At 44.5% G+C, this 25,472-nt stretch carries 22 protein-coding genes, 1 tRNA gene, 1 pseudogene and 1 riboswitch; of the genes and pseudogenes, 4 read left to right on the top strand and 20 right to left on the bottom strand.

Features of this window, described 5'->3' with window-relative positions; genetic code table 11:
• Positions 1–108 precede the first annotated feature (108 nt).
• From AB1K83_RS00200 to AB1K83_RS00220, 5 genes are all read right to left on the bottom strand, one after another.
• Entirely contained in the window at positions 109–2,037 is a 1,929-nt protein-coding gene (locus AB1K83_RS00200; protein ID WP_413056135.1) for a TRAP transporter permease, read from the bottom strand.
• Positions 2,038–2,083: 46 nt separating this feature from the next.
• Positions 2,084–3,058, bottom strand: coding sequence for a TAXI family TRAP transporter solute-binding subunit (locus AB1K83_RS00205; RefSeq protein WP_413056136.1), 975 nt, complete (start codon positions 3,056–3,058; stop codon positions 2,084–2,086).
• A 55-nt stretch (positions 3,059–3,113) separates the two neighbouring features.
• Positions 3,114–3,857, bottom strand: coding sequence for an enoyl-CoA hydratase/isomerase family protein (locus AB1K83_RS00210; RefSeq protein ID WP_413056137.1), 744 nt, complete (start codon positions 3,855–3,857; stop codon positions 3,114–3,116).
• Positions 3,858–4,026: 169 nt separating this feature from the next.
• On the bottom strand, positions 4,027–4,419 hold the full coding sequence (locus tag AB1K83_RS00215; protein ID WP_413056138.1) for a PaaI family thioesterase: 393 nt from the start codon (positions 4,417–4,419) through the stop codon (positions 4,027–4,029).
• Positions 4,420–4,476: 57 nt separating this feature from the next.
• Positions 4,477–6,366: a sigma 54-interacting transcriptional regulator gene (locus tag AB1K83_RS00220; protein WP_413056139.1), complete on the bottom strand. Its 1,890-nt coding sequence runs from the start codon at positions 6,364–6,366 to the stop codon at positions 4,477–4,479.
• A 528-nt stretch (positions 6,367–6,894) separates the two neighbouring features.
• On the opposite strand from AB1K83_RS00220, the gene rpoN reads away from it, so the two are divergent.
• Entirely contained in the window at positions 6,895–8,244 is a 1,350-nt protein-coding gene (gene rpoN / locus AB1K83_RS00225; RefSeq protein WP_413056140.1) for an RNA polymerase factor sigma-54, read from the top strand.
• Positions 8,245–8,330: 86 nt separating this feature from the next.
• Here rpoN and AB1K83_RS00230 read toward each other — a convergent pair whose 3' ends face one another.
• The 4 genes from AB1K83_RS00230 to AB1K83_RS00245 are packed head-to-tail and all read right to left on the bottom strand — an operon-like array spanning position 8,331 to position 14,192.
• Entirely contained in the window at positions 8,331–8,963 is a 633-nt protein-coding gene (locus tag AB1K83_RS00230; protein WP_413056141.1) for a hypothetical protein, read from the bottom strand.
• 4 nt (positions 8,964–8,967) lie between these two features.
• Positions 8,968–9,408, bottom strand: coding sequence for a hypothetical protein (locus AB1K83_RS00235; RefSeq protein ID WP_413056142.1), 441 nt, complete (start codon positions 9,406–9,408; stop codon positions 8,968–8,970).
• 5 nt (positions 9,409–9,413) lie between these two features.
• Positions 9,414–13,037, bottom strand: a complete 3,624-nt coding sequence (locus AB1K83_RS00240; RefSeq protein ID WP_413056143.1) for an AAA family ATPase — start codon at positions 13,035–13,037, stop codon at positions 9,414–9,416.
• A 15-nt stretch (positions 13,038–13,052) separates the two neighbouring features.
• A complete protein-coding gene (locus AB1K83_RS00245) occupies positions 13,053–14,192 on the bottom strand; it encodes a DUF4236 domain-containing protein (RefSeq protein ID WP_413056144.1) in 1,140 nt (379 codons plus the stop codon).
• Positions 14,193–14,327: 135 nt separating this feature from the next.
• Between AB1K83_RS00245 and AB1K83_RS00250 the strand changes: the two genes are divergently transcribed.
• Together AB1K83_RS00250 and AB1K83_RS00255 are read left to right on the top strand one after the other, a co-directional pair.
• On the top strand, positions 14,328–14,798 hold the full coding sequence (locus tag AB1K83_RS00250; RefSeq protein ID WP_413056145.1) for a general stress protein: 471 nt from the start codon (positions 14,328–14,330) through the stop codon (positions 14,796–14,798).
• Positions 14,799–14,966: 168 nt separating this feature from the next.
• The gene (locus AB1K83_RS00255; protein ID WP_413056146.1) at positions 14,967–15,143 is read left to right on the top strand and encodes a hypothetical protein; all 177 of its coding nucleotides are present in this window, start codon (positions 14,967–14,969) and stop codon (positions 15,141–15,143) included.
• A 40-nt stretch (positions 15,144–15,183) separates the two neighbouring features.
• Here AB1K83_RS00255 and AB1K83_RS00260 read toward each other — a convergent pair whose 3' ends face one another.
• The 10 genes and pseudogenes from AB1K83_RS00260 to AB1K83_RS00305 all read right to left on the bottom strand — a co-directional run bounded on the left by AB1K83_RS00260 (position 15,184) and on the right by AB1K83_RS00305 (position 24,696).
• Positions 15,184–16,680 carry a 4-hydroxyphenylacetate 3-hydroxylase family protein gene (locus AB1K83_RS00260; protein WP_413056147.1) on the bottom strand — a complete coding sequence of 499 codons (1,497 nt, stop codon included), beginning with the start codon at positions 16,678–16,680 and terminating at the stop codon, positions 15,184–15,186.
• A gap of 114 nt (positions 16,681–16,794) precedes the next feature.
• Entirely contained in the window at positions 16,795–17,430 is a 636-nt protein-coding gene (locus AB1K83_RS00265) for a TetR/AcrR family transcriptional regulator (RefSeq protein WP_413056148.1), read from the bottom strand.
• A 104-nt stretch (positions 17,431–17,534) separates the two neighbouring features.
• Positions 17,535–18,230 (bottom strand): DUF421 domain-containing protein, encoded by a 696-nt coding sequence (locus AB1K83_RS00270; RefSeq protein ID WP_413056149.1) that lies wholly within the window; start codon positions 18,228–18,230, stop codon positions 17,535–17,537.
• Between the two features lie 595 nt (positions 18,231–18,825).
• Positions 18,826–19,107: pseudogene (locus AB1K83_RS00275) on the bottom strand (KGG domain-containing protein); the annotation flags it as partial.
• Positions 19,108–19,265: 158 nt separating this feature from the next.
• Entirely contained in the window at positions 19,266–19,817 is a 552-nt protein-coding gene (locus AB1K83_RS00280; RefSeq protein WP_413056150.1) for a DUF420 domain-containing protein, read from the bottom strand.
• A 123-nt stretch (positions 19,818–19,940) separates the two neighbouring features.
• Entirely contained in the window at positions 19,941–20,345 is a 405-nt protein-coding gene (locus tag AB1K83_RS00285) for a YugN family protein (RefSeq protein WP_413056151.1), read from the bottom strand.
• A 63-nt stretch (positions 20,346–20,408) separates the two neighbouring features.
• Positions 20,409–21,059, bottom strand: a complete 651-nt coding sequence (gene bluB, locus AB1K83_RS00290) for a 5,6-dimethylbenzimidazole synthase (RefSeq protein ID WP_413056152.1) — start codon at positions 21,057–21,059, stop codon at positions 20,409–20,411.
• Between the two features lie 138 nt (positions 21,060–21,197).
• Positions 21,198–21,368, bottom strand: a complete 171-nt coding sequence (locus tag AB1K83_RS00295) for a hypothetical protein (RefSeq protein WP_413056153.1) — start codon at positions 21,366–21,368, stop codon at positions 21,198–21,200.
• Between the two features lie 26 nt (positions 21,369–21,394).
• The gene (gene thiC, locus AB1K83_RS00300) at positions 21,395–23,170 is read right to left on the bottom strand and encodes a phosphomethylpyrimidine synthase ThiC (protein ID WP_413056154.1); all 1,776 of its coding nucleotides are present in this window, start codon (positions 23,168–23,170) and stop codon (positions 21,395–21,397) included.
• Between the two features lie 135 nt (positions 23,171–23,305).
• Positions 23,306–23,422, bottom strand: a riboswitch (TPP riboswitch).
• A gap of 65 nt (positions 23,423–23,487) precedes the next feature.
• Positions 23,488–24,696, bottom strand: a complete 1,209-nt coding sequence (locus tag AB1K83_RS00305) for an RtcB family protein (RefSeq protein WP_413056155.1) — start codon at positions 24,694–24,696, stop codon at positions 23,488–23,490.
• Positions 24,697–24,849: 153 nt separating this feature from the next.
• Between AB1K83_RS00305 and AB1K83_RS00310 the strand changes: the two genes are divergently transcribed.
• Positions 24,850–24,923: transfer RNA gene (locus tag AB1K83_RS00310), tRNA-Arg, on the top strand.
• A 172-nt stretch (positions 24,924–25,095) separates the two neighbouring features.
• Here the strand turns inward: AB1K83_RS00310 and AB1K83_RS00315 are convergent.
• Complete coding sequence (locus tag AB1K83_RS00315; RefSeq protein WP_413056156.1) at positions 25,096–25,404, bottom strand: hypothetical protein; 309 nt, start codon at positions 25,402–25,404, stop codon at positions 25,096–25,098.
• Positions 25,405–25,472 lie beyond the last annotated feature (68 nt).

Consider the following 25,472-nt stretch of genomic DNA (forward strand, 5'->3'; position numbering starts at 1 on the left):
ATCAACAACTCCACAACAATGGCTACTCACCATCTAATAGACTAGTAAGAGAACCATAGACAATTGCATTATTTACCATGCAGTAATCTATGGCTCTCTTACATTCTTTTATATGAGCGTGTTTTCAGTCTCCGCCTTATTTGTAGGGGCGACGGAACTTGAATCAAATAATTCTTCTTGTACAGATTTCCTATTTTTAAAGAAGGTGACACCCAGCAGGAAGGCTAATAAAATTAAGCCTATCAAATCTGTCAATAAGTTAGCAGAAATCAAGAAAACGGCTGTTGTGAAGAACAAAGCACGCTCTATGATATTTAATTTGCCCTTTAACCAGCCTGTTAAAGATGTTGCCAAGACAAACACCCCGACAATTCCCATGAGCAATGCCCAAAGAATGCTTGTTACTTCACCTTGCGCTAATAATTCTGGTCCATAAATGAACATATACGGAATCAAGAAAGCGACAAGGCCGATTTTGGCTGATCTGACGGATGTCTTTAAAGGGTCACTACCGGAAATCCCAGCTGCTGTATAAGAAGCTAAGGCGACAGGCGGGGTTATCGGTGCTAAACAAGAGAAATAAAAGACAAACATGTGAGCTGCCAGCACAGGAACCCCAAGTTTTATTAAAGCAGGAGCCGTCAATACACCGAGTAAAATATACGCTGCAGTCGGAGGAAGCCCCATTCCCATAATGACACATGCTATCATCGTGACAATCAAAGTCAAAAATAATGAGGATTGTCCCAAGTTAACCATCAACGTAGTAAGCGTAACTCCAATACCTGTCAAATTAATGACACCGACTACAATTCCGGCTGTTGCACATGCAACTGTAGTAAGAATCATGCCTTTAGCGCCGTCCATAAGGGCATTCGATAGGAATTTCCAATCGACAGTTTTAAAATAAAAAACAATATACGAACAAACTAGAGCTACAATGGACCAGAAAGCAGAAAGCATGGGAGACACTTGGATAAACACGAGTAAATAAACGAGTGTACCGAGGCCAATATAAAGATGGAACCCTTTTGAAAATGTTTCTTTAAATTTCGGTAACAATTCTTTTGGCAAGCCTTTCAGATTATCTTTCGCAGCTTGGAGATCAACATAGAAATACAAAGATAAGTAATATAATATGGCTGGGATCGCAGCAGCTATAATGATTTTCGAATATGGTATACCTGTCATTTCAGCCATTACGAACGCGCCCGCCCCCATAATCGGAGGCATGATAGATCCCCCAGTCGAAGCGACAGCCTCAATAGATGCCGCGTCTTCTGATTTATATCCTATTTTCTTCATAAGTGGTATTGTAAATTGGCCCGTAGATGCCACATTGGCAACAGGACTACCAGACACTGTCCCCATCAATGCACTGGAAACTACCGCCACTTTCGCAGGGCCACCCCGGTATCTTCCCCCAAAAATGTAAGCAAGATCTATAAATACTTTTCCCGCACCCGTCGCATTTAGGAAAGCTCCAAAAATTACAAACAAAGCAACAAAAGTGGCAGCAATGCCTAATGTCGTTCCCCATAACCCTTCTGTTGACATATAAACGAGTGAAATAAATCGGTTCGTTGACATATTCGATGATTGAAATATTCCTGGAAAAAAACCACCGAAATAGGAATAGAAAATAAAGAAAGCTCCAATCATAGACAAGATCCAACCTGCAACTCGTCTAGTTGCTTCCAGAACCAAAATAATTGTCACAACACCGAAAAATATATCAAAAGCGTTTGGATTTCCGACTCTGAAAAGAAGTTCTTTATAGGTAGAGAAAATATAAACTCCCGAACCGATCGACAAAAGAATAGCTGCAAAGTCCATCCATCTCCACCTTAAGGACGTATGGATCGGATACATTAAAAAGACTAGAATGAGAACCAAATTTAAATGGAAACTTCTTTGGAGCATGGGGGTAAGTACTCCAAATCCTCCAGTATATAATTGGAACACTGACAAAGCGATCGCAATCGAAAAAATACACTTTTTGATTATCCCGCTTCGTTTAACAATTTCTTTCTCCATTTATTTCACTCCCTTAAAAAATAAAAAGGGGAAAACCCTTTTTCTTTTAATTGTTTAATACCCCTTGCTCTTCATAATATTTAGCAGCACCTGAATGCAATTCAATCGTGTTGATTGGTGCTGTTTCTAATGTGACTCCCTTCATTGACTCGTGGGCCGCATGAATATCACCAATATTTTCAAAAAACTGTTTTACAAATTCATATACTACTTCATCATCCACATCAGCATGGACAACGATTTGTGTATTGACAGCAAGCGTTTTCTTTTCATTTTCGATACCACTATACGTATTGGCTGGAATGGTTTCTGCATAAATAGCAGAATTTGATTGGTTAACCTTTGCTGCTTCTTCTTCTGAAATATCAATTAAGTCGATATCCCGTACACTTGCCAATTCCTGAACCGCTGGAACCGGCACACCTGCCCAGATGAATGCGGCATCAATTTGCCCATCCTTCATACCTTCTACCGCTTCTGCAAAGGATAAATATTGCTGCTTAACTCCTGTATCATAAGGAAGCCCCAACACTTCCAATACCTCTTTACTTTTCACTTCCGATCCACTTCCCGGGGCACCGACTGCAACTTTTTTGCCTTGTAAATCTTGGATTGTTGAGATACCAGAATCCTTTAAGACGACCAAAGAAAGTGGTTGAGAATACATACTAAAAACACCTCTCAGCGTTTCCTTTCTTGACTCTCCTTCGAACTCGCCTGTACCTTCGTAAGCACCAACCGCACTATCTCCTCCAACTAGAGCAAATTCAACTTCTTTATTGTCGAGCAGTCGAATATTCTCAACAGATCCTCCTGAAGCCTGATTCGTAACATTCAATGATTCGCTATTGTTGTTTAGCACTTGTGTAATTGCTGCTCCAATGGCGTAAAAGGAACCACTTGTCCCAGCAGTCGTCAATGTATAATTTGTCTTAGCGTTACCATTGGCACCCGCATTTCCACATGCAGCTAATAAGAGCACAATGATCAATACTGATAATAAAGTTAAATGTTTTTTCAATTGATATTCCTCCCTTTTAATGTAAGCGCAAACATTTCAGAGTATTGAAACCTACTTATTTTGATTTTGATAAAAACACCTTCACACTTCGAGTATGTTGTTCCGTTCCCCGTAATATCGTTTGCATCGTATTTTCTCGAGCAATGACCTCGTTCAAATTTGCAGTGCTTCTTGAATTAATAATTTCCTTTGACGCAATGTACGCATCAAATGGCCCCTTCGATAATTCCTCTGCCATTTCAAACGCTCTTTTTAACAATTCGCCTTGTGGGACTTTTTGATTTACAAAACCTAGTTGGACGGCTTCGTCAACAGAAATTGTTTTCCCGGACCACATCCACTCTTTCGCTCTCCATTCGCCGATAATATTCGGTAAGTGATAGTGCAAGCCAAGATCTGGGATTAGGCCAACATTTTTAAAAGATAGTACAAACTTAGTCGATTCTTCTGCAACGATTAAATCTGCAGCCAATGCTATACTCATACCGGCCCCAGCCGCATATCCATGTAAAGTGCATATAACGATCTTGGGCATTTCTCTAATTTTCCGAATGATTTTTCCGGATATCTCCATCCCATCTTTGATTTTGAGAGGATCATAGGTATCACCCATCGCCTTAATATCTCCCCCAGCACAAAAAGCTCGTCCATTGCCTGCAAGGAGAATTATTTTAATATCACTTCTTTTTTCGACTTCTTCCAATGTTAGAAGAAGCTTCTCTTTTAAACTTTGACTCAATGCGTTCAATGTCTCTGGTTCATTTAAATAAACGGTTGCAATTTCATTTTTCACTACCATTACGACACTATTCCCAAGAGTAACGCCCCCTACTTAAAATGCTATATTTCATTAACATACTTGCAAGATTCATGCCACCATAGAAATATAGTAAACATGTTAAGTTAAAATCTTTTCCGTTAATTTTTAAAACGTTTTCCATAATAAATGTTTATTTTCCGAACAGTTCCTAATTGAGCATATACGTAACCAGCCCGACTGCCACTTCTTGTCCTGTATCGTTTTCAATGACAGCTTCTCCAACCGCCAGAGACTTGCCTTTTTTAAGAATTTTTCCTTTTGCCACTAGTTTTTCTCCATTGGCTGGACGCAAGTAATTCAATTTCATTTCAACTGTTACCCCAGCTTTTCCGTTTTCCAAGGTGGATCTTAGGGCTGCCCCTACCGCCGCATCGATCATACTGGCAATCACGCCGCCATGGACATTATTACGACTTTGCGTCACCTCGTAAATGATTGGCAATTCTAATATGGACTGACCACATTTCAGTTCAACTTCCTTCAATCCGATATGTTCCCAATAGGGGTTATACTTCATCTTATTTTCGCTTGTCGTTTCCAACTGGCATTCCTCCTTTATTCTTTAAAAGAAGTAATGCAATTAACGTGCCAAAACGCATCAAGAATTTATTTTTTTCCATAGGGTTGTCCGGCTAATTCCCATCTTTTCGGCAACAAGCGTACGATTATCATCATAACGTTCCATCATCTGCTCGATAATTTGTTTTTCGATTTCATCCATCGTTCCGGGTTTCACAATAAAAGCATCTGATACTGGAAACAGATCATTACTTACCTCTGTTTCTCTTAAAATATCTCGGATAAAGTCTTTTTCCACGGCGGGTGTTAATTTTCTAATCAAGAGTCTCTCAATTACATTTTCAAGTTGCCTTACATTACCGGGCCATTCATATGTTAAGAAAAAGTCCTGCAACTCTCTTGAAAAGCCTTCAAAAGTTTTCGTTGAATTCCCACGCATTAAAAAATGGTTTACGACTGTTGGAATATCTTCTGCACGTTGATAGAGTGGTGGAATTTCCAAGTGCAAAATACTTAATCTAAAGTATAAATCTAACCTAAATTTTTCTTGTTGTACCAAATCCCAAAGTTTCCGATTAGTCGCAGCAATGATCCGGATATCGACCGGAGTGACACGATCGTCCCCAATACGCATAACTTCCTTTTCTTGAAGTACTCGTAATAAACGTGTCTGGATATGCGGTGGTATTTCTCCTATTTCGTCCAAAAAAATTGTTCCATGATGCGCTAACTCAAATACCCCTTGGCGACCGCCCTTATTTGCACCCGTAAAAGCACCCTCCGCATAGCCGAATAGTTCACTTTCTAATAAGTTCTCAGGTAATGCCGCGCAGTTTACAGCCACAAAGGGACCTTTCTTTCTTTTGCTCGCATTATGAATGCTCTGTGCAATCAATTCCTTTCCAGTTCCGCTTTCACCTATAATCAAAATTGTAGAATCAGTTGCCGCATATTCCCGCGCCAAATGAATGACCTTTTTCATTTTCTGGCTATTATGAGAGATATCTTCAAATTGATAGCGGGCCAATAATCCCTTGGAATGTAAATCCCTGCGAATTTTAGTTTCTAGTTTCTGAATTTTACTTACTTCCCGATATGTAATAATCGTCCCGATTCTTTTGTTATCTAATTCAACTGGCTCATATGTAATATTGATACTTCCCTCTGTAAAATTACCTTTGCCATTGTAAAGCTTTCTATTGCTTAGTAATTTCCTCAACCTTTCATTTTCAATTTTGTCCACTTTATTACCAATTACCATGTCCTTTTGTATATGAAAAATTTTTTCAACAGCTGTATTACAGGATTCAATTTTTAGATTTTCGTTTAGAAATAGGATCCCTTCTTCTGACAAGTTAATGAGTGCATTCAGCCTTTTTGTTTCCTTTTTAATGATAATACGATCATCAGCCACTTTTTTAGCTAATAACAAAGTCCGCTTAATTGACCTCTCGCTTATTGTCAAATACATACTCTTCATACCATATTCCTTTGCTAGGTTTGCAGCGCGACGTCCCCCACCAACGACAACATCCATTCCCAGCTCTTTAGCTTTTTTAACTTGTAAAACCATCTCTTCGGAAGTCTTATACGGTAGAATTGTTACGTCGAAACCAATAAATTTTATTATCTCATCATAATTAACCAAAAAACCTTCCTCCGGGTAAGCAATAAAACATATTTTTTCTCCATATTTTTTTGCTTCTATGAATGCTTTCACAAAATCAAAATAATCTGTATCGCTATAAACCAAGGGCAACTCCACTAATTTACTAATTTCATTTGCAGTTCCTGCTCTGCTGACTATAACTTCAAATCCCCCTTCCTCCGTTAAGGCTTTTACTTCTTGAGCTGCTTCTCTTAATACACCTTCTACAACCCTTACTGAAAAGTCCAATTGGTCAGACACTTGTTTAATCATGGCGGCCATTTCCGGGTATCCTGCTGTCATAATAATGTTAGGTCTCATATCTTTTCCCTCCCAATTTCTGTATTGTTTTTAAACGGCATGTTCAATAATTTAACAATTACAATAACTGTATAGCAACAATATTTATATTTCAATGAATTTTCTACCATTGGTGTATAAAAAATCTTGGACTATAGACAAAAAAGATTGGAAATCAAACCGATTTCCAATCCTTATTCACTCTCTATTGAGTATGATTCGAGAAAATACCAGTTTTCGCCTTTTTGTCAGTCAGTTAGACTTTACCCCAGCGTATGCTAACTGTTCGCTTTCGTTAGTTTAGTTCTTTGTCATCCTATCTATCATCTCTTCGTGTTTTTTCCACAACCTGGATATTAGATTAAAGAGCACTCCCAATGTAAGAGAAGCACTCAAAAGACTCATTGACTGTCTGTTTCACTTTGTGTTAAATTGATAATCATAATTTACTGTATTATTTGCAAACTCGATATGGCTTAATAAAGCATAGATGATACAGCGATCCGCTTTCTTTTGAAAGCGGTTCCATTTCGAAAGGTGGAGAAACCAATGCAGATGAATGTTGGATTAGTACAAAAACAAACGACCAATTTAATCATGACAACCGAGCTCAGAACTGCTATTTCCCTTTTACAGTACTCTGTGTTGGAGTTATCGGATTTTATTCAAGATAAAGCGCTTAGCAACCCATTAATTGATATGGAATCTACCGTTACGAAAGAATCCATTTTGGAAAGTTCTTTTTTTCGGGACCGGCATCTCACTTCCGCCTCACAAAATGGTGACTTTTCTCCGATTGATCACCTGAATTTTGAAAGGAAGTCTTTACATGATCATCTGCTGTATCAGATGCGGTTGCAAACCTATCCAAAAGCATTGGAAACATATTTAGTCCACATTATTTTTTCACTAAATGAAAATGGATATGTAATGGTACCTATGGAAGAACTATGCGCGGAAATGAATCTTTCTCTTGAAGAGGGCAATCAGCTTCTTCGTATGATTCAAGAGTTGGAACCGGCAGGAATCGGGGCGCGTTCGTTGCAAGAGTGTATTCTATTACAATTGCAAAAATTGTCGAAACAGCACCATTTGGCAGAAACAATCGTCTCTGAATATTTCGTTGAGTATTCTGAACGGAAATGGGATGGTATTGCCAAGAAACTAAAAGTGACAATGCAGGAAATCCAACAACTTCATGATGTTATCCAAACTTTGGATCCTCGCCCGGGTGCAAAATTCAATAGTGAAATTACGAATTTTATCGTACCAGAAGTCTATATCATGCAAGACCACGACGGATTATCGGTCATGTTGAATGATGATTGTATTCCTAAAGTGAGCTTGAATCGCAGCTACATGGACCTATTGAATGACAAAAGTTCAGAAGACTACTCCTACATAAAAGAGAAATATGATGAAGCGAAGCAGATCCAACAAAGCCTCACGCAACGACATTCTACGTTATATAAAGTGGCCGTTGCCATTGTTGACCATCAAAAAGACTTTTTTTACGAAGGCTTGAAATCGTTAAAACCGATGACTTTAAAACAAATTGCTGAAGAAATCGACGTGCATGAGTCTACCATCAGCCGGGTTACAACGAATAAATATATGGAAACCCCGCTCGGGATATTTGAATTGAAATTCTTTTTTACATCGGGCGTCGGGGCTACCAACGAGCAACAGGAAGTCTCGTCTTCCTATTTAAAAGAATTGATTCAACGGTTGATCGATGAGGAGGATAAATTAAAGCCCCTCTCCGACCAAGATTTAGTCTCGCTCATTGAAGAACAAGAAAAGGTCTCCCCTTCCCGAAGGGTCATCGCCAAATACCGGAACGAATTACGAATTCCCTCCTCTTCCAAGCGAAAGCGTTTTAGTGAAGTACATTGCTGAAAAATTTACAAGTGATCCATAATAAAAGGCACTTGGTTACTAAACAAGGAGTGACCTTGTTTTTAAACAACCAAGTGCCTTTCTCATTACCGCTGTAATGTATACGTATTAAATTCACCTTCCGGGGCACTATTGAAATAACTCGTTCCGTTCACTTCATAGCGGACGGCATACGTGATGCCTCCCCCGCCGTCGCGGATTCCTTTCACCTGAATCGAACCGACGGCGGGCACGGTCATCACTTTCGGTTTATGCTTGATCATGAACGGCTCGGAAGTCGGGGTGCCATCCACGAGCACTTGCACGTAATCCCCGTCTTCCGCCGCATAATCCCAGATCCACAGTTTCGCTTGGTCGCCCCCATGCGTATGCTGGATCGTGTAGTCTTGCTCGCCAATATTTTCATCCGACCTCAATAGTATAGTGCCTGCCGAAACGCCCGTGGATACTTTAGTTTCCAAGGCGTTTTTGGCGGCTTCGGAATTATCCGGTGTGGAGGAATCCGAGAAAACCATCAACCCAAATCCAATGGCCAGGGCCATGAGTCCAAACAGGATCAACGGACGATCATTCCGCTTCCGAATCTGTTTGTCCTCCGTTTCCGGGGCGCCCCATTCACCGTCTTCCCAGTGCTGCCTGCGATCGGTTTTTCTTTTCGGGTTTGATGATCCCATCGCTTCTTCTAATTTACTTCGTAAGTCTTTATTCTTTTCCGACAATGTTCTACCTCATTTCCACTGATGTCACTGGCCTTTTTCGGAAATAAATACTCATTGCCAGCCTCGCTCCGATGATGAATACGATCATGAAAATCGTGAAGATCGTATGACGCGTTGAGCTTGAGACTTCATATCCCGTATTCAAGATCATCAATGCCACATTCGCTATGATCAGGTTGATGAAAAAGATGGTGACGAACGGATATAACCAAGGCAGCGCTCGGTACATCCGCCTGAATGCTGGCACTAGCATGGAAATCCCGATGAACAGCCCACAAAAGCCGACCAATGCCTCAGATGCCTGTGGTCCCGCAAAGCCGGAGGAGCGGATGGCCCCGACATCCGATACAAACAGAAGTGGCGTGATGACCAAGGTCAGCAATACGAGGGACATCGGAAATAGAAAATACATGGTTGCCGCCAAGGCGGCCAATTGACGTTTCATCAGCTTTACACCCTTTCCAGATCTGTCGCTTGGATTGTCATCAATTCTTCCCGGGTCAATTGCGGATCAGTGCTCAAGCGGATCGCTTGGTTATTGATCGCCCGTTCATAAAGATTCCGGACGTAACGGCCATTACCGAAATGAGGTTCCTTTGAGACTTCAGATAAGATTATCGCCAGCTTTTCTGTTGCCAAGTCGTCGAGCACATATCCCCTGCCCTTGAAAAATTGATCGGAAATACGAAGCAGTTGCTCCGTCGAATAATCAGGGAACTCGATAATATTCGGAAACCGGGATTTCAAGCCCGGATTGACCGCTAAAAACTGATCCATATTGTCGCTGTATCCCGCAAGAATTACGACAAGTCGCTCGCGATGGTCATCCATCATCTTCACTAATGTATCGATCGCCTCTTTACCGAAGTCATTCGTGCCACCTTGCGCCAAGGCATACGCCTCGTCAATAAACAGCACTCCGTCCATGGCAGATTGGACCACTTCCCTCGTCTTCATTGCCGTCTGGCCGACATATCCAGCCACAAGATCAGCGCGGTCTGTTTCGATGAGCTTATTGGTCCGGATCACGCCGATTTTATAGAGGACTTGTGCAACGGTCCGGGCTACCATTGTTTTCCCGGTTCCCGGATTCCCCTTGAAAATCATGTGCATCGTCTGAGAATCATCGACAATCATCCCGAGTTTCTTCCGTTCCTTCTGCATCCGTAGACGGGCGTTCAAACTGCGAATATAATCTTTTACCTCATCCAATCCAACGATTGTCGCCAATTGTGTCTCCAAATCAAAATCGTCATTCACCTTTTGCATTGGTGTAATATCTTGCGGGATGATCATTTGCATTTCTTCCGCAGGGACATCCGTCGTTGCGATTCGGGCAGACTGGTTTCTCGTTATTTTTTCCACGTAGTTCCGGACCATTCGACCATTTCCGGAGTCCGCTGTCGCCTGCTTATGCAGCAACCCAATTTGTTCTTCCAGCAATTGCTGGGCATCTGCCGCCAAACGGAAACTTTTCGACGCAATGATCTTTTGGGCGATGCGGAACAGCTCTTCCGCATTGTAATCCGGAAACTCGATTTGGAGCGGGAATCTGGAAGCAAGCCCGGAATTCGATTTCATGAAATCCTTCATTTCCTTTTCGTAACCTGCCAAGATGACGACAAGCTCTCCTCGATAATCCTCGATCAATTTCACTAGCGTATTGATCGCTTCCTTGCCGAAACTGTCCCCCTCCGAAGCCAATGAATATGCTTCGTCGATGAAAAGGACGCCTCCGAGTGCCGACCGGAACACTTCCTCTGTCTTCTTCGCTGTCTGGCCGACATATGAGGCCACCAGACCGCCTCGGTCCACTTCCACTAAGTGACCGGATTTTAACATGCCCATCTCTTTGAACATTTGTGCCACTACCCGTGCGATCGTTGTTTTGCCAGTGCCTGGGTTGCCGCTGAAAATCATATTTAGCGATTGGGTCGTATCCACCTGCAAGCCGGCTGCCCGCCTTTTCTCCTCGGCAATTAACAACTTATGCTGTAAACGGACAAACTCTTTCACATGGGATAGGCCGATGATTTGCGCAAGAGATGCTTCCAAATCGAAATGTCCGGTTTCATCGAACTGGAAATCTTCATAGCGCAATTCATCTAAGTCGGCAGTTGGATCTTCATTCAACCGTTTGGATTGATTCAAAATTGCGCTTTCCACAATGTTCCGGACTAGGCGACCATTGCCGCTGTCATTTCGGCCTTTAATCTGGCTTTTATCGAATAGTTTGATGAGCGCTTCCTGGCAGTTTTCAGCAATTTGATATCCTTTGCCACGTGCCGTAAGTAGGGCAATTTCCCATAGTTCTTCTGATGTATAATCTTCAAAATGAATAAAATTCGGAAAACGCGATTTCAAGCCAGGATTCACTTTCATGAATTCTTCCATTTCATCACCGTATCCCGCTAGTACGACAATCAGATCATTGCGGTGATCTTCCATTCCTTTGACGAGCGTGTCGATCGCTTCCAGTCCGAACAGGTCGTTCTTATCCCGGCAAAGCGCGTAAGCTTCATCGATGAACAGCACGCCGCCCAATGCGGAGTTGATGGCGTCCTGTGTCAAGCGTGCTGTCTGGCCGACATATTGGCCAACGAGATCCGCGCGTGTCACTTCCCGCAATTGGCCGGTGGACAGAACGCCGATCGCCTTCATATATTTCGCCACAATTCTCGCAATTGTCGTTTTGCCGGTTCCTGGATTCCCTGTAAAAACCATGTGCATCGCAATAGATGACGATTGGATTCCTGCCATAGACCGGCGTTGCTGCACTTTCAAGTGATCTTCCAATTGGAGGACATATTCTTTCACAGCATCAATCCCGACAATCGAATCCAATTCCCGTTTCACTTCTTCGATGCCTGCATCCATCTTTTTCGGCAACAACTTCGAGAGCTGGTGGGTCTCACCGTTGATGAACGCCGTATAGCCCATTTCCGATTTCGCTAGACGCACCGTTTCATCCAAATCCTCCGGGTTCCGCAATTTATACTCGGCAAGTGGCCGGAACAGTTGTTCATCGACAAAAGTCTGTAATCCGTTGACACCCGTCGAAGTTCTGAATTGCTGGCTCGTCTCGTGGAGAACCCGTTCATCCCAATCGATGAGGATGGACAGCTGCTCGAGGCACCTCTGCTTCAATTTTTCCAGGATGCGGCGGGTCAGCTCCTGTATATCCTGTTCCGAGAACGGGGAAGTTTGCGTGATGTCGCCGACCGCTCCCATGAACTTGGAGCCGAACACCTCGAACACATCCTTCTCCCCTTTTTCAGATGTGAAGATGAAAAACTTGCCGTTCGCACTTAATTCACTAATAGAATTTTGAACGAGCATTCCGGTCGCTTCCACCAACGCATTGTTTTGGAAAATATACCTCGAGCGCAATCCGAACGTTCCTGTCATCGACAGCGTTGAAATGACGTCGATGACACTGGAATTGCTTTTCTCGAAGTTCTCAAATAGAATGGCATCCGATTGACCGTATAAGCATTTATACAGGTCTGATAAAAATAAAGGGAACTCTGAAACTGTCGTGTACGAAGCGAGGTCGAGCTTCATAACCGTTTCACTATTCGCCAGCCGGTGCTCCTTCAAATAATACATCGTCCGGTAGATGCTGCTTTTCCGTCCGGTTGCTCTATTTCCCAAGACGAACAACACATTTTTCGGCTTCTCCCCGTCAAAGCCGGTGATAAATGGCCGCTTGAAGGCGATCATTAGCTGATCGAGAAATTCTTCCTGCCCGACAATGTCACGACCAAGATGGGTTCGAATTTCTTTGAAAATACCTGGGATATCGGCAGTGCTCCATTTCGTCTTATCTTTGTATTGATAAGCGGCCGTACTGCTCTGCGACTGTTTCGGCATTTTCATCGTTTTGTTTCCAGCAGGTGAAACTAGCGTCGGACTCATCACACTTTGACCGTCGCCCGTCATCATCTGCTGCTCCATTTGTGAAGATGTTTGGATCCGATTTTTCTTCGCCCGGAGTCCTTTCTCTTTATAAACTTGAAAAATTTGATATTCAGGAAGAAGGAACTTGATGATTTCTATTAACTTCATTCGCATTGAATGCCGCCTCTCCTACCATTCTGTAATTCTCTCCACTTCCCGGAATCCGGAAGTTTTCATATGTTTCATGTTGCAACGGAAATTCTCCAGCGCATCGGAAGGATCAATCCGGTCAAAGTTAAGGCGATTCATACCTTCCCGGTCCAATAAAGCCGAGCAAATCGTCACTTCCTCCATATGGCCACTCGCAGTATTTATCCGTTCATCCACCGCATGGATGATGACGCGATTGACCGGCAAAATGGCCAGAAGGTCTCGTGCAATCCGAATGATACAGCTGCATACATAATCTTGAAGCAGGTCATAATACATCGTTTTTGTCATCTGTTTTTGCGACAGTTTCCCGGTTTTAGTCAAAGAGACAACGTAATCGGGAACGACTGTAGACGATTTTACTTTGAACTCGACTTCCATCACACCCGGATCATCGGTGCCGACTTCAAATCCACTGCCATAGTCGAGTAAATCATCAAAAGGCTTCAATTCATCCATCACTTCAAAATAGGCGTCCAGTTCACCTTCCAGGACACGCCTTGCCAAATCGTTCAGTTCCCGCCACTCTTCATAAGCCGCTGCATCCCGCTTTTCGGCCTCTACAATCTGCTCTTTCAGTTGCGAACGTTTTTTATCGTCCGCCGACTTGAGCAGCTTCTGGAAAAAACCAGGTACGTAGCTCTCATATTTCTCCCGGGCCTGCATCGTTTCCGGGCCGGGCTGTGGAGGCACGAAGGGAGGCGCAATGTCCAAGATCGCTGCCCAATCAATGACGGCTTCGCTTTCCTTATGGACGGAAATGATTTGCTCCCGCAAGGCTTCATACTCTTCCACAATTTGTGTATTTCCATCTATTTCACGCTGCTTTTGCAGCTGGCGTTCAATGGCAGAGTTGGAGGTGGTCCGCTTCTTCTTGCCGGATGACGTCTTCACATAGGAAATACCAGAACCCGGAATGCCGATCGTGCTCGTGCGTCTGCCACTAGAATGAATACTATGGCGCAGCCCACGTGTACCGATGCTAACCCCTACTCCTGTCTTACTAACCGTCATACGGACCCCTTTCGTAATGGTAAAACTTTTCCGCATCCGAAGTGCCAATCCGATCACCCCATCTTTAGCTATATTTCCTTCTATTATAATAGCTAACTTCATCATTTGTAAGGAAAGGTTCCTGCTAAGGCATTGTCATCTATTTGTAATACGGGCGAGCAAGCGAATATGTTTCAGATTAAGAGGGTGGGGTATTTTCTAGAGTAGTTACACCTAGAAAATTTCAGGAGGCGATAGGAAATGGTACAACGACATGTAGTAGGTTACTATGATACAGAAACGGAAGCAATAGCGGCGATTGAAGACTTGAAAAGGCAAGGATACAGTTCGGATGAAATATCGGTCGTCAGCAAGCATGGTGATCATATCGATCATATTGCAGATGAAACCGGAACGCATGCAGCAGATGGCGCAGCGACGGGTGCGGCGACGGGTGGCGTGCTTGGAGGTCTAGGCGGGGTTCTCGCTGGACTCGGTGCATTGGCCATCCCGGGAATCGGGCCTATCATCGCTGCAGGGCCGATTGTGGCCGGAATCACCGGAGCTGCAGCAGGAGCCGGCGTCGGTGGATTGGCAGGGGCTTTGATCGGGATGGGCATCCCTGAAGAAGAAGCACATCGGTATAATGATTACTTCGACGAAGGGAAAATCCTAATATTAGTCGATGGAGAATATCGGCGCCCGACTGATATAGATGGTCCACTACTTTAATAAAAAATAGATCAAGAGCCGCCCACTTACCGAGTGGACGGCTTTTGACCATGGGTAGATGAGCTAGTTAATAGGGTATGAATCGTTGGAAGAGACATTCGAATTTATTGATTAAGACGGATTAATGTTATACTGATGAAACTACCCATAAAAGGAGTAAAAGCGGCCATGCAGTATAATAAAACGAAGATGGAACAGCTTGTGAAAAACGAGCCCGAACTACATAAGCGGCTCAAACAAGTGATGAAAGAAATGGAGCTTGAGAAAAGTTTCGCCTTAAAAGCGTTGTATCATTCCGAAGTGAAAGACGGCGGGAAATATCAGAAATCTTATCAAGATTTATAAGGAAAAACCAGGAAACGAGCCGTTTCCTGGTTTTATTTATTCAATCCACACAAACCTCGTCATTCACGCAGGTGACGCATTCTTTGCACGTTCCTTCTAGTTTGGCGAAGCATTTCAATTTATGTTGAATATGTGCTTTTTGCGTTTCGAAGTCATAATTCCGAACCGCGGACATCCGCATCGCTTCCGGCGATCCACCTCCGTGCAAGCTGATGACGGAATAGAACCCTCCTTCTTTTGAGGCGGTCAAGTCTTCCAAGAAGCGAGCCATCGTAATTCTCTCATCTGCCGTCGTTCCATGCTTGCCGCCTAAATAGTGGCGAATCAATTCACCTGATTCAGGAACCGCCAGATCTTCCGGCGTCGGTGCTGTGACGACGATCGCCCCGCTGATTTCATGAGCGATCCGGAAAATATCATAGACTTGTTCCGCTAGCATTAATTTCCCAATATTGGAATGGACGGCATCGGGCACAAAATTTCCACCAGCTGTCTGTTTTCCATAAACCGAAGCCGTGACGCCCGTTGCGTAAAAGCCTTCCGTAATCCGTATCAATTCACTCATGCTTCGTTGAATATGAGACACTTCGGTATGCGGCAGTCCATTATACTCAGCCATCAACGCGGATGCACCAATGATCATATCACCAAGACCCGCACGGGCACCGATACAGGAATGGCGATGATGATTGGCGAATGCCTCGGCCAAATCCCCCGCAAACTCCCATTCTCCACAAAGAAAGACCCGACTCCACGGAATGAAGACATTGTCGAAAATGACCATTGCCGTCGATTGGCCAAAGTTCGAACTGAAAGGGGCTTCCGCATCGTCAGGGCGTCCAGCAGGCTTGGCAATCATTTTCAAGCCCGGTTCATCGACACGACAAGCGAAGGACACCGCATAATCAGCATCAGCCCGCTGCATCGCACGTGTCGGCAGGACTATTAATTCATGGACATACGGAGCCCCTGTAATATTCACTTTGGCACCGCTTACAATAATACCTCTCTCATTTTTCTCCACAATACGGACATACGCATCTGGATTTTCTTGGGCATGCGGCCTTTTGCTCCGGTCGCCTTTCGCATCTGTAACGGCGATCCCACAAGTCAGATCGTGTTGTTGGACATGCTGCAAATACGCTTTGAACAATTGGAAGTACTCCGTATCTTTGCTCTGGTCAATCAAGGACGTCACTTCAGCCAAAGCACCCAGGGCATCGTGCATCAAATAGCGCTGCCCGCATCCTGTCCACTTACAGATCAAGCGGGTCATCTCCAGCTTCTTGATCAAATCTTCTTTATTGAAATCCAGCGCATTGTTCCGATTGACCTTTGTGCCGTCTTCCAACGTCGCCAACATGATGTCCTGATGTTGTTTTTGATGCGCCAATTCATACGTCACCGCGATAGCATTAATGCCTGGCTGGAACAACGGCTCATCCGCCACACTTTCGACTTTCTTCCCCTTGACTTGGATATCCGGACGATAATTCCGCAAACTCTCCACATATTCCTTGCCTGTCATCAGTTTCATTGCCCATTCCTCCCTTTCCATATTTGCTTACAAACCCACCTAACTGACTAGTTAGTCGGAAATGGAATTAAAACAAAGGTGTTCCTTTGTTTTGATGAAAAACTTCGCCGCTTATTAGGCCATTAACAGGGCCTTCAACAAGTTAATTCTCAATACTTTATATTCTTCCAGCGAATATTTCCCTGACAGCGACCAACGGCGAAATGCCCACATTTGGCCCTGCACCAAAATATCTTCCGCTATCAATGGAGCTGCATCGGGCTTCACCTGGAAGGCGCCGCGTTCAATCCCTTGTTCGATTTGGGATTGGAGATGATTGCGCAACAATTGTTCCCTGCCGAGAAATGCCCGTCTCGCCTCCGTTTCCAAAGATGCGGTTTCTTGATACATGAGCACCACATAATCGGATACTTGATCGACAATTTCATAAAGCGCGGTAACCGAACGCGAAATTACGTGGAAGGGATCGGGATCTTCCACCGATGCGTCATAGAGCGCCTCCTCAATCAATGAATGAATATGACAGCAAACAAGATAGAGGATATCTTGTTTCGTTTTCACATATTGGAACATCGTCCCGACACTCATCCCCGCCCCATCCGCGATTTCTTTCGTTGTTGTCGCATGATAACCCTTTTCGGAAAAGATTTTGACGGCAACGTTAATGATTTCATTTCTTCTTTTTTCCACTAACTGGGGATCCTTCACAGAAGTCTCCACCTGATAGTAGAAATTCTTGTTTCCATTCACTTTACTACCTCTTCGTGTTGTATAAATTTCCGACTAACTAGTCAGTTCAGAGAAAGAATACGCTATATCTACCGGGTTGTCAACCAAATTTATGCAGGCATAGATCAATCGATGTTTATGGCTTGATCATACGTCCGGATGAAAAATCCTTCCGTGGACGACCATTCGCAATAATGGATAGTACGAATTTCCCGGTGGCCAAGCTTCTCCAATTGATCCCGGAGCCAATCTTCCGTCTTCCCGATAAACTCCAATACTTCGGGTTTCACTTGCCCTTCGTCGACCAAAAGTACGGTTGGTTCCTCCTCCTCTTTCTCCAGCTGAAGATCTTGGATGGTCACGGGTTGATAAGCGGCATATTGATTAATGGAAATATCTCCGCCCGGCTCGATATACAAATCACGGACTTGGCGCAAAGAAAAGATACCTTGCTGCCGAAGCATCGTCCGCAGCTGTTCCATTTCCATTTGGTTTTTATCCATTAATTTTTTGTTCAATTTGCCGTCTGCAATGAGTTTATCGGGTGAACCTTTGATCCACATCCGCAACAAATTCGAGCGGACAACAATTTTTTCGACAAGATAGATCGCAACTGCCCATACGACGAGAGAGAATAAAAACATTTGAATGGTGATTTTTGAATCATATAGTGTTTCTTCTAGTATTCCCCCGAATATGAGAAGATAGATGATGTCGTAAGGAGTCATTTCAGCAAGATGTTTCTTTCCCAACATTCGGAGCACAATGATAAAAGCCACCAATCCGATAATCAATTTCGCCCCATTTGTGAGATATTCCAAATCCCATACCTCCTCTACGTAGATAGTATCTATCTCTGATTTACCCCGATTCATAACTCATCAATCTGGCAAAAGATTGTAAGAGTGTTCTATGTGAAGCATTGTTTATGGGAGAAGGTCGGAAGGTAGACGAAGCAGTCGGAATTGCATAGGAACGGCGAGAGCTAGTAGTATTGCGTGAGAAGTATGATCGCTGGAAGTAGAGTTTAAGCGGTTCTCTGGAAATATGAACGCGTGGCGGAAGTTATGGGCGGTTGTTGGAAGTTATGATCGCGTGCAAGAAAGTATGAGCGTATGTGAGAAGTTATGATCGCGTGGCAATAGATATGAGCGCTTAGCGGAAGTTATGATCGTTTCTTGAGAGTTATGATCGCTTGCGAAGAAGTATAATCGCTTGAACAAAATTACGAGCGAAGCGTTGGAAAAAAAACAGGTTCCCATTTCACTACAAACCAAAAATAGCTGAAAGCGACGCTGATCCGCTTTCAGCTATTTCCTTTTGTGATTGGTTATCGATGGATTGTACGCTACCCGTTATCATAGTAGCATTGTCCGCCTTTGCGGCCCGCTATTTATTGCTACATTAGCGGTTGTTGTCATTATCGCTTTGGCGAGCACGGGCTTCTCCGCCTTTACGGCCAATCTCTTCGTAGAAATCACGGTCATGGTTTCTTGCTGTCGCTTCTCCGCCTTTGCGGCCGATTTCTTCATAGAACTCCTGGCCATGTTTCTCGGAAGTGGCTTCTCCTCCTTTGCGGCCGATCTCTTCATAGAAAGAACGATCATGATTTCTTGCTGTCGCTTCTCCACCTTTACGACCTGCTTCTTCTAGTGACATTTTCCCACGGTTTTGTTTGTCATTGTTATTTCGTGCCATACTATGAATCTCTCCTTTGTTTGTTATTTTGTATTACACTCTCTATTTATCCCGGAATGCCTGAGTTAAACACCATTTGTCAATTCGTAACACTTGTAACAATCATATTATTTTTGTAAAAGAAAAAATCAGCCACGCTAAAGCGGCTGATTTTGACGTCAATAATATGGGGATATCATAATATACACGAGCACACCGGTGAAACTGACATACAACCAAAGCGGCATCGTCCAACGTGCAATTTTCCTGTGTCGTTCATGTTCCTGGTTCCAAGCGCGAGCGACACTCGTCAAGGCCAATGGTACGATTGCTGCGGCCAATAAGATGTGGGTAATTAACACAAAATAATAGATGGCTGCCAATATCCCTTCTCCGCCATAAGGAGTAGAAGAGGCTAAATAATGGAACGCGACATACGTGACAAGAAAAAGAGTGGTCGTCCCAAATGCGGCGTAAATAAAACGGCGATGAACCGTAATATTCCGTTTTTTGATCGCAATCAATGCGGCAACGAGGAATAAAAAAGTGAAACTATTAAAAATGGCGTTCAGTAACGGTAAAATGGTGACATCGAACGCATCAAAGTCTTCAACGCCAGGCATGCCGGACAGCACACCGATGGCACCGATCAATAGGATCGAGACCGTGACGATGAACGGTTTATAATTCCGTTTCTTGAACGGTTTTTCATTTAAGTTGGAATTGATCATCAATTTACACTCCTTCTACTCAGTCCATCCACAAGTTTATCATATCCGGACGAAGGAAAAGATGTATAAATTTCAACTTTTTTCAGAACTCGAACACCTACCGTCGTACGAGACGTCCGCCATTCATAGATAATTGGATAGCTGCTCAACGGCTTGTTCGCCGATTTCCGCCCATTTCGTTTTATCATGAATTTGGCCATCGGGATCGACCGGCTCTTGGAATTGATTGAATGTGGCGGTCAGCAAAGAGCTTTCATCATGGTCTAAACCGACATTGACGACATGCTTAATGAGATAAGGCGTTTGAAAAGCGATCGTGGCCGCATGATCATCGAGTCGGCCTTCCTCTACGGCAAACGGAATCCGCAAATAAATCGTTTCGCCTTCTTCGCGATTCAATACGGAGTCAAAACTACCTTTTTCAAAATCCCAATTGCCACCGAGCTCATAGCCATCCTTACTGAATAATTCCTGGATGTCTCCATAACGTGCCCTTTTGCCTTCTAAACTGGTTTGCAGTTTCAACATATTTCATCCGCTCCTTTCTAAATACTCCTCTTACATTATTCACCATTCGCGGATGAAACATACTTAGGCTTTTTGCGTATTTCCCCACCGGTTGTCGAAAAGCAGGTGGTCCAATGACTCCCGACTTCTCCAGTTCGCCAACTCGAGGATCGGCCTTTCCGGATAATCCTCGGTGTATCCGATGGACAGCAACGCAACGGGATCGATATGGGGCGGGATGTCCAAAATGTCCCGGATATCATTTTTCTTATAAAAACTGACCCATCCCAAGGCCAACCCTTCCGCACATGCAGCTAACCACATATTCTGTATGGCGCAAGCAGTGGAAAGAATATCCGTTTCCGGAATTGAGTTCCTTCCCAACACATGCGAACCACCTCTTGTCGGGTCGCAAGTTACACAAATAGTGAGCGGCGCTTCTTTTAGTCCCTCCACTTTGAGTCCGAGAAATTTTGTTTCTTTTTCCCCTTCATAATGAATGGCCAGTGCACGTCTTTCTTTGTCGGCTGCCCAAGCCAACTTCTCTTTGACCGCCGGATCATCAATCAAAATGAAGTTCCACGGCTGCATGAATCCGACAGAAGGCGCATGGTGCGCCGCATTAAGAATACGGTGGATTTTTTCTTCCGGAACCGGTGTCGGCAAAAAAGTCCGGATATCCCTTCTCTGGTAAATGGCCTTATAAACGGCTTCTCTCTCTTCATTGGAAAACATGGAATTCCCCCTTTTCAACACTCCTCATTATACCAATAAGCGATGCGCAGAGATAATGAATTCAAGCCCACCTGTTTCCTTATATCCTATAATATAAAAAATCTGCCAGCTATTTATGACTGGCAGATTCGAAAATGATTAATAATGTAAGCTTTCCATATGCTTGCATTTAGTGCAAACCCGATGGGCGCTTTCTTCTATATAAATGTGCACACAGTTTTTCTGGACAACTTTCAATTGCTGTTTCAATAAATACAGCTGTTGTTTCCCCTCAGCAATTTCATGGATCAGTCGGTCCGCGTCCATCATGAAACCCCCTCCTCTATAATGGAAATTCAACGATAAATGGAACCGCCCGCTTCTTGGAATTCCTTCGCCTTTTCCTGAAGTCCTTGCTCGATCGCCAATTTTTCTTCCAAACTGTTCTCATCTGCAAATTTCCGGATGTCATGGGAAATCCGCATACTACAGAATTTCGGACCGCACATGGAACAGAAATGAGCGACTTTCGCACCTTCGGCAGGAAGCGTTTCGTCGTGATATTCCATGGCACGCTCCGGATCGAGGCTTAGATTGAATTGGTCTCTCCAGCGGAACTCAAAGCGCGCTTTCGACAAGGCATCATCCCGTTTCTGTGCGTTTGGATGTCCCTTCGCCAGATCTGCAGCGTGAGCCGCTATCTTATAGGCGATGACCCCTTCACGGACATCGTCTTTATTCGGCAAGCCGAGATGTTCTTTCGGTGTGACATAGCACAGCATTGCGGTGCCGAACCAGCCAATCATCGCCGCCCCGATGGCCGAGGTAATGTGGTCGTAGGCAGGTGCAATATCTGTAGTCAGAGGCCCTAATGTATAGAAAGGCGCTTCCTGACAAATTTCCATTTGCTTATCGACGTTTTCTTTAATCAAGTGCATCGGGACATGCCCTGGACCTTCAATAATCACTTGCACATCGTGCTTCCATGCAATTTTCGTCAATTCTCCAAGCGTTTCCAGCTCAGCAAATTGCGCTTCGTCATTCGCATCGGCAATGGAGCCCGGACGCAAGCCGTCCCCCAAGGAGAAGGACACGTCATACGTTTTCATAATTTCGCAAATCTCTTCGAAATGGGTATACAAGAAGCTTTCTTGATGATGAATCATGCACCATTGCGCCATGATCGAACCGCCCCTGGATACGATTCCCGTCATTCGGTTGACCGTCAACGGGATATAGCGCAGCAACACACCTGCGTGGATCGTGAAATAATCGACTCCTTGTTCTGCTTGTTCAATCAAGGTGTCGCGAAACACTTCCCATGACAGGTCTTCCACTTTTCCATTGACCTTCTCCAATGCCTGGTAGATCGGGACCGTACCCACCGGCACCGGTGAATTGCGGATGATCCATTCCCGTGTCGTATGGATGTTTTTTCCCGTGGACAAGTCCATGATCGTGTCGGCACCCCACCGAGTCGCCCATGTCATCTTCTCGACTTCTTCTCCGATCGAGGAAGAAACCGCCGAGTTACCAATATTCGCATTAATTTTTACATGGAAATTCCGGCCGATGATCATCGGTTCTGCCTCAGGATGGTTAATGTTGGACGGGATGATTGCCCGTCCCCGCGCCACTTCACTGCGGACAAACTCCGGGTCCAGCCCTTCCCGAATGGCAATGAACTCCATCTCCGGCGTGATGATCCCTTTTCGGGCGTAGTGCATCTGTGTCACATTTTTTCCTTTTTTCGCACGCAACGGTTTCCGTTTCAGAAGGGGGAACTGTTCATCCTCTTTCACTTTCACAGCTATATAGCCGTTGTCCTCTGGCTTTACTTCACGCCCTTCATATTCCTCAACATCACCACGTTCCAAAATCCAGCTTTTCCGAATTTCCGGTAGCCCTTTTCGGATGTCCACTTCATAGCCCGGTTCGGTATACTTCCCGCTTGTGTCATACACACGGAACGGTTCATTCGGAAATTCACCGTCTTCCGTGATGGTCGGCGATAGCTCAATCTCCCGCATCGGTACCCGGATATCGTCCTGTCTCCCTTGGATATACACCTTTTTGCTCGCCGGAAAACAGGAATGGATGTGAATCGGTGTTTCTTCTGCCGCTTTACTCATTGGTCATCGTCCCCTCATCATTTTTTCGGGTGCACCAATGACTCTTGCCATGAGGGAAAGGCGTGCATGAACGCAAAGAGACCGGATCCAATTTGAATCGGACCCGGTCTCCAAAACATACGTCATGTATGCTTTATTAATAAATCGAAACTTCCCCACGCTGGTACGAGCCAGATCAGGTCCAAAGAGTTAGGAAAACTTCAACGCTTTTCCCTCTCAGTCCGGACTCACCGGACACCCCTAGTTCAACACTATGAAATTGTTCGAACAACTCCAGTTTAGCGAAGAATCGGAAAAAGTCAACAACGACTTTGGAATCAATCCTTGTACGGATCGAACTCGTTGGCTCCCGCCATACAGACGCCTATCGGCTTCAACACATGCCTTATATCAATCGTATCTTCATGAGCATCGAGTACGGTTTGCAGTCTCCGGTAGACAAACGGGCTCTCATCGGTGCCGCCACCACGGAGTTCGACGCCAAACCGTTTCACCGCTTTGTCCATCATGTCCTGGGAAATCTGCCCGCCCGTCCGGGTCCGCTTTTTCCAATTCATCTTTCCGGCCGCTTGCGTCCGGCTCATGATCCGACCCGCTCCGTGGACAGTGCTATAGAAGGCGTTTTTATTTTCTGCATTGTCCTTGCCTTGCACAATGACGGAAATGTCCCCCATGCTGCCTCCGATAAATCCAAGTTGTCCCGGTGCGGAAGGCGTCGCCCCTTTCCGGACCACGATGCGCTCTTTGCCGTCATGGATTTCTTTCCATGCGAAATTATGATGGTTATGCACCTCGAACTCGGAGGCTGCTCCGAGGATGGACAGCACTTCATCCATCACATAGTCGCGACCGGCATACGCATATTTCCCGGCAAGTGTCATCGCCCGGTAATACAAATCACCCAATTCACTATCCAGATCGATCAATGTCGGTGCCTGCTCCATGCTTTCACCAGGTGCCCGGTCCGAAAATGCCCGCCCGTTCGCCAAATTTAGAAAGCCGCTTGCGGTCTTATGGCCAAAGCCGCGGCTGCCGAAATGGTTGGCGACCCATACGTCACCGGTCTCCTCTTCAATGAGGATATCGACGAAATGATTGCCGGCTCCCACGGTCCCGAGCTGGTCGACTGCCAGTTTTTTCAACTTGTCGTGCTCCTGCTGGCCAATTTGGCGGAAGACATTCCAATCCGGGTCATCAAACAGTTCATGGTCGACCCGCTCCTTATTCTTCCGGCCGATGCCAAATGAAATTCGGGAAGCAATCTCGTCCATGATCCGGGGAATGTCGTTTTTAATGTCATCAAAGTGCAGATTAGTTTTCACCGCTTTATTGCCGCAGGCGATGTCATAACCGACGCCGGAGGGCGAGATTTGATTATCATAGACGATCACTCCCCCGACTGGTTGGCTGTATCCATAGTGGCCATCCGCGCACAATACGCCGCCCACCACATTTCCCGCTTCCAAACAATTATCGAATTGGCGCAACGTATTCGTATCGTGTTCGCCAAATACTATTTTCCGCATGAAGTGTTCTCCTCCCTGCCAATCTATCATCTATTATTATTTCATAGGGGGAGGGAGAAATCCAAATTCTCACTTCACAACATTTTTCCCAGCCAATCGGACGATTGCGCTCATAGGTGGAAGGGATTATAATAAGAATACAAGTTTCCTCGGGTCCCAGTAGCTCAGTAGGATAGAGCGACAGCCTCCTAAGCTGTAGGTCGCAGGTTCGATTCCTGCCTGGGACGTATTTATAATTTACATTGTACGACCCGATAATTGACAAAATAAAAGAACGACACCTCGGTAATATACCAAGTAGTCGTTCAAAATTGTCATAATTGCCTATTTGATTAGTGGTTCGTCAGCAAGACACCTCTTAATATCAAACCAACCAATTATTTTAGCACAAAAACATCTTTACTCGTTCGCCGTTTTGAACGTGATCGTTCGATTCATCTCGTCCAACTGGCTGACATAGTATGTTTTACCCGCTTCGATCGGGGTTTGTTCCCTCGTTTCCATATGGTACCGGGTTGTGCTACCGGTGTCTTTGTCCATCCCATAGAGCAGCTTGACCGTTTCAAAAAATACCGATTCTCTGCCCGCTTCCTTCCGGATTTTCAAGTTGGAATCCAGTGTGATATCCAGTTCTTCCGCTTCGAAGGAATAATCCTTTCTCCCCTCTCCATTTTCAACCGTCATTTTAATATTTGTCTGATAAGTCATTCTGATTTCCCCTTTCACATTATAATAAACCAAACTAAACTCTTATATTCCCCAAATCCACGGTTTCT

It is taken from the genome of Sporosarcina sp. 179-K 3D1 HS, assembly GCF_047228905.1.
GTDB lineage: Bacteria > Bacillota > Bacilli > Bacillales_A > Planococcaceae > Sporosarcina.